This is a genomic window from Salinivibrio sp. MA427 (assembly GCF_001996115.1).
Taxonomy (GTDB): Bacteria; Pseudomonadota; Gammaproteobacteria; order Enterobacterales; family Vibrionaceae; genus Salinivibrio; species Salinivibrio costicola.
In genome coordinates this window covers 1-7,740 of sequence record NZ_MUFH01000110.1, presented here as the reverse complement: position 1 = coordinate 7,740, position 7,740 = coordinate 1, and the positions used below count along the sequence as shown (strand labels likewise).

Genomic DNA, 7,740 nt, shown 5'->3' with positions numbered 1-7,740 from the left:
GTCCTAACTTTGGGTCAATGGATGAGCAAGATTATTTGGTTCAGCGCTCTAATCCGGCACGCCCAACGCTAGTATGCCGAGAATGCGGGGCGTTTCCTCCTCTGCTCAACAACCAGCAAGTTCATGCCGAGTTGATAGCCCAACGTCAACTCCATGCAGATGGACTATGTGCCTGTACCAACCCCGCCTGTGAGCACTTAGGTAAGCCAGTCTTAACCTACCGTCACTGTTACCATGCCTTTGGCTACAGCGGCGATAGACAACGTTATCGGTGTAAAGGCTGTCAAAGTACCTTTGTCGACCGTTGGTCTGGGATTAACAAAAAGAGTGAGCTGCAACAAAAGTTGCTGGCCTTCCTTTTCACGGGCCATACCGTGCGAGAGATCTGTCGTCGGCTTTCTCTCAACCCAAAGACCTTTTATGATCACCTGAATCAAATAGCTGCGCGTTGTCGACAAAAACTTGCCGCGTACGACACACGCTTTTTATCTGATACCTCAACAGGCCACCTCGCGAGTGTTCATGCACCGCTGCAACCTAACAGCGAAAATGGCGTACAATGGCTAGCGACCGGAGAGGCGCATAGCGGCTATATTTTGCTTCAAGATGTCAACTATCATTCGTATGATCATGACCATCTCACCGAGCATCATGACCCGTATCAAGACGCTTGCCGCTTTATGGCGACCACCAATGCAGGCCAGCGCTCGGAGCCAACACCACGCCCTGACGGCTTACTGGGTCGCGTTGACGCAAAATACCGAGAGGTGTTTTCACGCTCAAATGTGGAAGACCCTTACACCCAGCCGTTGCACTTTATTTACCCTAATCGTGGTACCCTGATTCGTCCTCAATACACCACCTATGCCCATTATTTAAACCTCAAGCCTTTTATTGATCATKGGCAACACATTGTGGTGTTTTCTCCGCAGGAGCCCTTATTGCGCTCGGCTTGTTTATCCGTTTTCGAAGCCGATATTCGTGACAAACGGGTAAGCCATGTTTACGTCGAGCAAGATCCTTATTGGCAACCCGGCTCAGAGCCAGAAAAAATTGATATTGTGTTACTCAGTTGGTGGCGCGATCGCTGGGCGTTTACGCGCAGCGGTGCAGGGAGCAAAGCCATTTGCGATCATGGGCAAAATAAGGGCAGAGAAGCCTATTGGTTAACCCATGCAAGCTGTGATGCGATGAAGAAATATCAACAACACTTCCATCAGCAATTTGCACTGTTGGTTAATGAGCCACGACGCCGTTTACGCCCTGGAGGGTTACTGCCGTTACTTGATATTTACCGTGCCTGGCACAATTTGTGTTGGCAAGATCACGCCCACGTCACGCCTGCTCAGCGTCTTGGATTAACCCTCGAAACCCAGTTAGGTACCGCACTGTTTATTCGTCAGCGCAATAATGTTCGCCTCACAGAAGCAGGTGAGCGTTTATTTCCCTATGCAGAAACTATGCTGCAAACTTGGCAACGTGCGCAACACGATGTCAGTGCCATACAAGCCGCCAGTAGCCAATTAACATTTGGGGCGTCACCGATGTTATGGGAGCTTGATGGCGTAAGCGCATGGATAAATCAGATAGGTGCAGACCATACCGACTGGCTACTCCGTGCTGAATCAACGCCAAGGCAATTACTCGCTCGCCATTTAATTGAGAAGCGCATCGACGCGGGCCTAACGTCAGAGTTACCAAAACTTGAAGGGCTGCAGTCTCATCACCTTGGCAATTATCAATTACAGTTGGTCAGCCACGTCGCTCATCTTCATCTGGATAAGAGTGATGAGCTACCGCTTATCTATCTTGACTGGGGCACACAATTTGCGAGTGCACAAAGCCAAATAGCGCAGTTACAGCGCCCACCGGTGTTACACACCCAGTCGTGCCACCTAGCGTTAAACTATTTGCTCACACATGGCGGCATCGCATTTCTGCCTTCCTTGGCGATTCAACAGTACCTAGACAGCAAACGACTTCATTTAGTTGATAAAGTACAAGCGCTTACCCATCCTCTTCACCTTATCTGGCTGACGAACAACGATAAAAGCAATTTAATCAGTCAGTTAATAGAATCAAACGGTCAGCTTTACGCCGGTTAAAAAAACGGTCGTTTGCGGCGAATTTCACTAGTCGGTGGGGCATTTTTCGGCTATCTTAAAATTGTTAGGCAACAACATACTGCCTAATCATCCGGCTACACGTAGCCTTAAAAATCAACAAGCGTTAGGAAAGCACCACCATGGCACAGTGGGATCAATGGTTAAAACACGGCTCTCAACAAAAAGAGAAGTTTAAATCTCGCCACCACGACGATTTTGATGACGATATGTCACACGGCAAAAAAGGCAAAAAACGTCAAAGCAAACGCGCGCACCGACCTCAGCAAGAGGACAGCTACTTCGGTGATGACCGCTAACTGCGTTGATACGTTTGTCGTCAAAATTAAAAAAGGCAACGCGTCGGTGTTGCCTTTTTGTTGCCACTTATCACCGAGACGGTGTTAGGCTTGCATCGTTCGCCAATGGGTATCGAACGCCGTTAATACGGCATGCGTCGTTTGCCACAGTGGGTTTTGCTTGAGTGTCTGCCAATCAATCGGCGTCCGTACGCGGAGTGCATCTGCCATTGGCACGGATTGAATCGGTAATGCATCTAAAACCGACACCGCACTTGCGCGATCATTGCAGATCAGCGTCATATCACACCCTGCATCCAGTGCTGCCTTAGCACGAGAAGGGGCATCACCAAACACATGCGCCCCACCCATGCTTAAGTCATCCGAGAAGATAATCCCTTTAAATCCGAGTTGCTGACGCAAAATATGAGTTAGCCAATAGCGTGAGCCACTGGCAGGCTGTGTATCATGCTGCGGATAGACCACATGCGCAGGCATAACCGCATCCAATAAGCCTTGTTCAATAAACGCTTTAAAAATAGCGAAATCAGACGACTGCAGAATATCGCGCGGATCTTCAGGGGTGACTAAATGAGAGTCTTCTAACACAGCACCATGCCCCGGAAAATGCTTCCCGGTCGTTGCCATGCCGGCACGGCGCATACCCATTGAAAAGGCGCTGGCGTATTGTGTCACCACCTGCTGTTCTTCACCGAACGCGCGATCTTTAATGGCAGCGCACGCAAAGCCGCGATCAAGCACAGGTGCAAAGCTCAAATCAATCCCATGCGCAATTAACTCGGCGGCCATCAACCATCCAGCTTGCTCAGCCATCTCTGTGGCTGCACCAAGTGCATGATAAGACTGTGCGGCCGGGATCGGCGTAAATGCCTCTCGAAAGCGTTGAACGCGTCCACCTTCTTGATCCACCCCAATTAAGATATCTCGGCCTGCCGCCGCACGAATAGACTGTGTCAGTGCGCGAAGCTGCGCGGAATCGTAATAGTTGCGGGCAAACAAAATCACGCCACCGACGCTCGGATGCGCGAGAATTTCTTTCTCTTCATTATCGATTTGCTCTGCGTGCACATCGAGCCAAACGGGTCCCATTATGTCTCCTTCATCCTGCGTTTATCACAGACGAATAATCAAGCACTTTGCGAGATATCGCAATCTGTTTATACTCGCTGTTTGTGTATACCCATTGCGCATTACTGCTATCGTACCGTCGTCATTATGCAAGGAACAGCCACATGTCATACTCTGGAGCCGATATCTATATTGGTGTCATGTCAGGAACCAGTTTAGATAATATCGATGCCGTCGCTGTCAGGTTTAACCAAGCCGGTCAAGTCGAGTCAATTGCGCGACACAGTGATCCGATACCGCAAGACATCAAAGCCACGGTGATTACGTTAAGCCGAGGTCAGCCTGTGTCAGTGACAACGCTCGGTGAGCTCGATCGTCGCTTAGGCGAATGTTATGCCGCGGCGATTAATTCCTTGCTCGAACACGCCGCCTTATTGCCTAAGCATGTCGCCGCGATAGGCTGTCATGGACAAACGGTGTATCACCAGCCAAGTGGGGATTACCCGTTTACCATGCAACTTGGCGACGCCAATGTGATTGCCGCTCGAACCGGTATTACCACTGTTGCCGATTTTCGTCGCAAAGATATGGCGTATGGTGGCCAAGGTGCACCACTGGTGCCCGCATTTCATAACGATTACTTTTCCGATAGCGAACAACCGACTGCGGTGGTCAATATCGGCGGCATCGCCAATGTCTCAATGATATGCCCTGATCGCCCGTTATATGGCTACGACACCGGACCCGGTAACATGCTAATGGATGCGTGGACACAACGACATCGCCATCAAGCCTATGATCGAGATGGTGAATGGGCGGCAAGCTGTGCGCCTTATCAGCCCCTGCTCCACCGGCTACTGTCGGATGCTTACTTTTCTCGCCCTGCGCCCAAAAGCACAGGTCGAGAATATTTTAACCTCGACTGGCTCGACCGTCAGTTGCTCGCGTTTTCGCTCTCCCCCGATCAGGTACAAGCAACACTTTTGGCACTCACCGTTGAGAGTATCGCCATGGCCATACGACCGCTAAAGCGCGGACGCATCTTTGTTTGTGGTGGGGGAGCACATAATCAAACGTTAATGCTCGCGCTGCAACAAGCCATGCCCAACTGGGCAATCGCTCAAACCGATGAAGTCGGGATCCGTTGTGACGATATGGAAGCCATTGCCTTTGCATGGCTTGCTAAACAAACACTCAACCACCAGCCTGGCAACGTCCCTGCCGTGACCGGCGCCAGCCAAGCGTGTTGCTTAGGTGCCATCTATCTACCCTATTAAGGAACATCAATGACAGCCCCCAGCGTCGAGCAACTCAAGCATTTATTATCCGAAACGCGTAATCCCAACACTTACGGACTCGATCAGCAAGATACACTTGGCTTGGTGACCATGATTAATGCCGAAGACCAAGGCGTCGCACTTGCAGTCCAATCACAACTTCCCGCTATCGCTGACGCTGTCGACCACATCGTAGCCGGGTTTAACGCGGGAGGCCGGCTTATCTATATTGGCGCGGGCACCAGTGGACGCCTGGGTGTATTAGATGCCGTTGAGTGCCCGCCTACTTTTGGGGTCGGACATGAACAGGTAATTGGCCTTATTGCCGGAGGCGAAAAAGCGATGTTTATCGCCCAAGAGGGAGCGGAAGATGATCCAAAGGCAGGTGTCGCGGATCTAGACGCCCAACACCTCAGTTCGAAAGATGTTGTCGTCGGTATTGCCGCCAGTGGCCGAACGCCGTATGTGGTTGGCGCGCTTGAATTTGCTAAGCAACAAGGTGCTGTCACCATCGCCTTATCATGTAACCCCAACGCCACGATCAATTCGCATGCTGATATCGCGATAACGCCCGAGGTCGGCCCAGAAGCGCTTACCGGCTCAACCCGTATGAAGTCTGGCACCGCGCAAAAGTTAGTACTAAACCTATTAACCACTGCCGCCATGGTCAAAATCGGTAAGTGTTATCAAAACTTAATGGTCGATGTAAAAGCCACCAATCAAAAACTGGTGACACGCTCAACCCTGATCGTGATGGAAGCGACAGGTTGTGATGAAGCGACCGCGGTTCAGGCTCTGTCCCATGCCGACGGTGAGGTTAAGGTAGCCATTTTTATGGTGTTAACCGGGCAGGATCCGCATTTAGCAAGAAAGCATATTGAGCAAGCTAAAGGACATTTACGCGATGCACTCGCGATGACGCCACAACGCTGATCCTCATAATATCCGTCGCTCTTGCGAACGATAGCTCATACAAACGATAGTTCTTACAAACAATAGCGCTTACAAACGATAGCTTTGCGAACGACAGCTCTTACGAACAACAGCGCTTGCAAATGACAGCGCTAGTAAACGACAGCCTCGCGAACGGTTTACACTTTTTGAGATCCACCTATCCAGATGAAGAGCGCCGATTTCGTTCGCGTATCACTGTACTCGGCTGCGCACTGTCCATACGTTCCACGTACGCTTGGTATTGGCTAAACGGTAAGGGGCGTGAATAGTAGTAGCCCTGCGAAACGTCCACACCATAACGCCGAAGCAAGCTCTCAGCCTCTTCACTCTCAACCCCTTCGGCAACCACCATCACCCCTAACGATCGCGCCATATCGGTGGTTGCACGAACAATACTTTGGTGGCGGCTACTTTTGGGAAGATCTCGCACAAAGCTGCGGTCAATCTTAAGCTCAGTAAAAGGCAATTGAGATAGAAAGTACAAAGACGAATACCCTGTCCCGTAATCATCGATAGAGACTTCAATACCGTTTGCCGATAGATCTGCAATCAACTGCTTGAGCCAATTGTAATCTTCCACCATGATCGATTCGGTCAGTTCGAGTGAAATTAAATTCGTGGGTATATGGTACTCTCGAGCCAGTTCAACCACACGATTGGCTAAATCAGGGATATAGATATCAGACGCACTAATGTTGACCGAAAGCCGACGACAGTGGCCACGGTTAATAAGCTGCGCTTGCTGCTGAAAAGCACGCTTAATCACCCAAAGGGTAAGACTATTAATAATCCCGACATCCTCGGCCATTCGTACAAACACCTCAGGCGATATCTGGCCATACTCTGGGTGCGTCCAACGTGCCAGCACCTCTGAGCCATGGATAGAGCCTGTGCGTAAATCAATTTGCGGTTGGTGATAGAGATCCAACCCATCATTCTCAATCGCATCTCTCAAATCCGTGACGAGCGAGACATGTAGCTGATGGTGTCGCTGCTCATGAGAATTAAAGTGCGCATAGCTGCCAACAAAAGGACGGTGCTGGTCAATGGCATTTAACGCTCGGCTAATAAGTAATCCTGGATGCTCACCATCGGTTGGATAGTGACAAACACCGATACGCACATTGACTTGCGTAACAAAGGATCCCACGCATAAATCACCATTTAAGCTATCAACTACAGCAGTTAGCACCTGGTCACACGTCTTGCGATCCACATCCTCAATTAAAAAAGCAAACACCCCTTCTTTTAGGCAGCCCAGGCGGTGGCTGGGCATATCACTGTCCGTTTTGATCGCTTGTACCGGCTGAACCGCTAAGGTGTCATTCATACGTGCAGCAATCGCATTGATATATTCATCGCGTGCACTTTCATCTAGGTAAGGCAATAAATTGTTATAGTTATCAATCGATAAACAGCACAAATTGAAATTGTTGTTGCGGCTAATGAGGTCGCTGATCACCATGTGCAATACGTTGTTATTAGGAAGACAACTCAAGGTATCATGAGTCAGCGCTCGCATTTCCTGCATCCTTTGAAAACGAAACCGCTCGGCAAGCGCCAGAGAAAATAGAATCATGGTTAGCGCAAGCGCGAGCATCAAGACATAACTTGACAACAGAGTGTACTCAATGTAATTCAGCATCAGTGCGTAGAATGTCAGTCCGCCAGCCATTGCGGGTAGCCAACACAAAATAAATAGAAACAACCAGTATTTACTCGGCTGCCATTGCTGCCACAAGTAATAAATAATCACTCCGTAGACTGGGATTTGCGCAATGAGAACAAAAGAGGCAGACATATAAGCCGGCGTAATAAAGCTCAGTAATGCGAGACCGAGCAGCCCACCCGTCGTGATTAAAAATAGAGATCGCGCGCGTTGATGAATAGGACTACGCGTAAAATCTAAGAAAAAATAGGTAAACCATAACCCGACCGTTAATAAACAAACAGTGAGTGCCACCAAGTGATTACTGATAAATATCTGGACAAAATCAGGGACAAAGTAACGACTAAAGC

General features: G+C 49.6%; 6 protein-coding genes. 4 read left to right on the top strand and 2 right to left on the bottom strand.

Going from position 1 to position 7,740, the window contains the following annotated elements; translation table 11 throughout:
* Both BZG79_RS08695 and BZG79_RS16400 read left to right on the top strand, forming a co-directional pair.
* The coding region (locus BZG79_RS08695) for a LysR substrate-binding domain-containing protein (RefSeq protein WP_199877666.1) at positions 1-2,105 on the top strand (2,105 nt) is incomplete at its 5' end.
* Positions 2,106-2,245: 140 nt separating this feature from the next.
* Positions 2,246-2,422 carry a hypothetical protein gene (locus BZG79_RS16400; protein ID WP_158009955.1) on the top strand — a complete coding sequence of 59 codons (177 nt, stop codon included), beginning with the start codon at positions 2,246-2,248 and terminating at the stop codon, positions 2,420-2,422.
* 84 nt (positions 2,423-2,506) lie between these two features.
* Here the strand turns inward: BZG79_RS16400 and nagZ are convergent, their stop codons facing one another.
* Positions 2,507-3,511 carry a beta-N-acetylhexosaminidase gene (nagZ, locus tag BZG79_RS08690; protein ID WP_021023779.1) on the bottom strand — a complete coding sequence of 335 codons (1,005 nt, stop codon included), beginning with the start codon at positions 3,509-3,511 and terminating at the stop codon, positions 2,507-2,509.
* 143 nt (positions 3,512-3,654) lie between these two features.
* On the opposite strand from nagZ, the gene BZG79_RS08685 reads away from it, so the two are divergent.
* Both BZG79_RS08685 and murQ read left to right on the top strand, forming a co-directional pair.
* Complete coding sequence (locus BZG79_RS08685; protein WP_077677355.1) at positions 3,655-4,767, top strand: anhydro-N-acetylmuramic acid kinase; 1,113 nt, start codon at positions 3,655-3,657, stop codon at positions 4,765-4,767.
* Positions 4,768-4,776: 9 nt separating this feature from the next.
* On the top strand, positions 4,777-5,700 hold the full coding sequence (murQ, locus tag BZG79_RS08680; protein ID WP_077677356.1) for an N-acetylmuramic acid 6-phosphate etherase: 924 nt from the start codon (positions 4,777-4,779) through the stop codon (positions 5,698-5,700).
* Positions 5,701-5,878: 178 nt separating this feature from the next.
* On the opposite strand, the gene BZG79_RS08675 is transcribed toward murQ, so the two are convergent.
* Positions 5,879-7,740: EAL domain-containing protein (locus BZG79_RS08675; RefSeq protein WP_077774201.1), on the bottom strand; the 1,862-nt coding region annotated here is incomplete at its 5' end.

Bases quoted from the DNA above. Each gene is read 5' to 3' on its own strand.
- murQ (WP_077677356.1), top strand. From the start codon at position 4,777: ATGACAGCCCCCAGCGTCGAGCAACTCAAGCATTTATTATCCGAAACG.
- BZG79_RS08685 (WP_077677355.1), top strand. From the start codon at position 3,655: ATGTCATACTCTGGAGCCGATATCTATATTGGTGTCATGTCAGGAACC.
- nagZ (WP_021023779.1), bottom strand. From the start codon at position 3,511: ATGGGACCCGTTTGGCTCGATGTGCACGCAGAGCAAATCGATAATGAA.
- BZG79_RS16400 (WP_158009955.1), top strand. From the start codon at position 2,246: ATGGCACAGTGGGATCAATGGTTAAAACACGGCTCTCAACAAAAAGAG.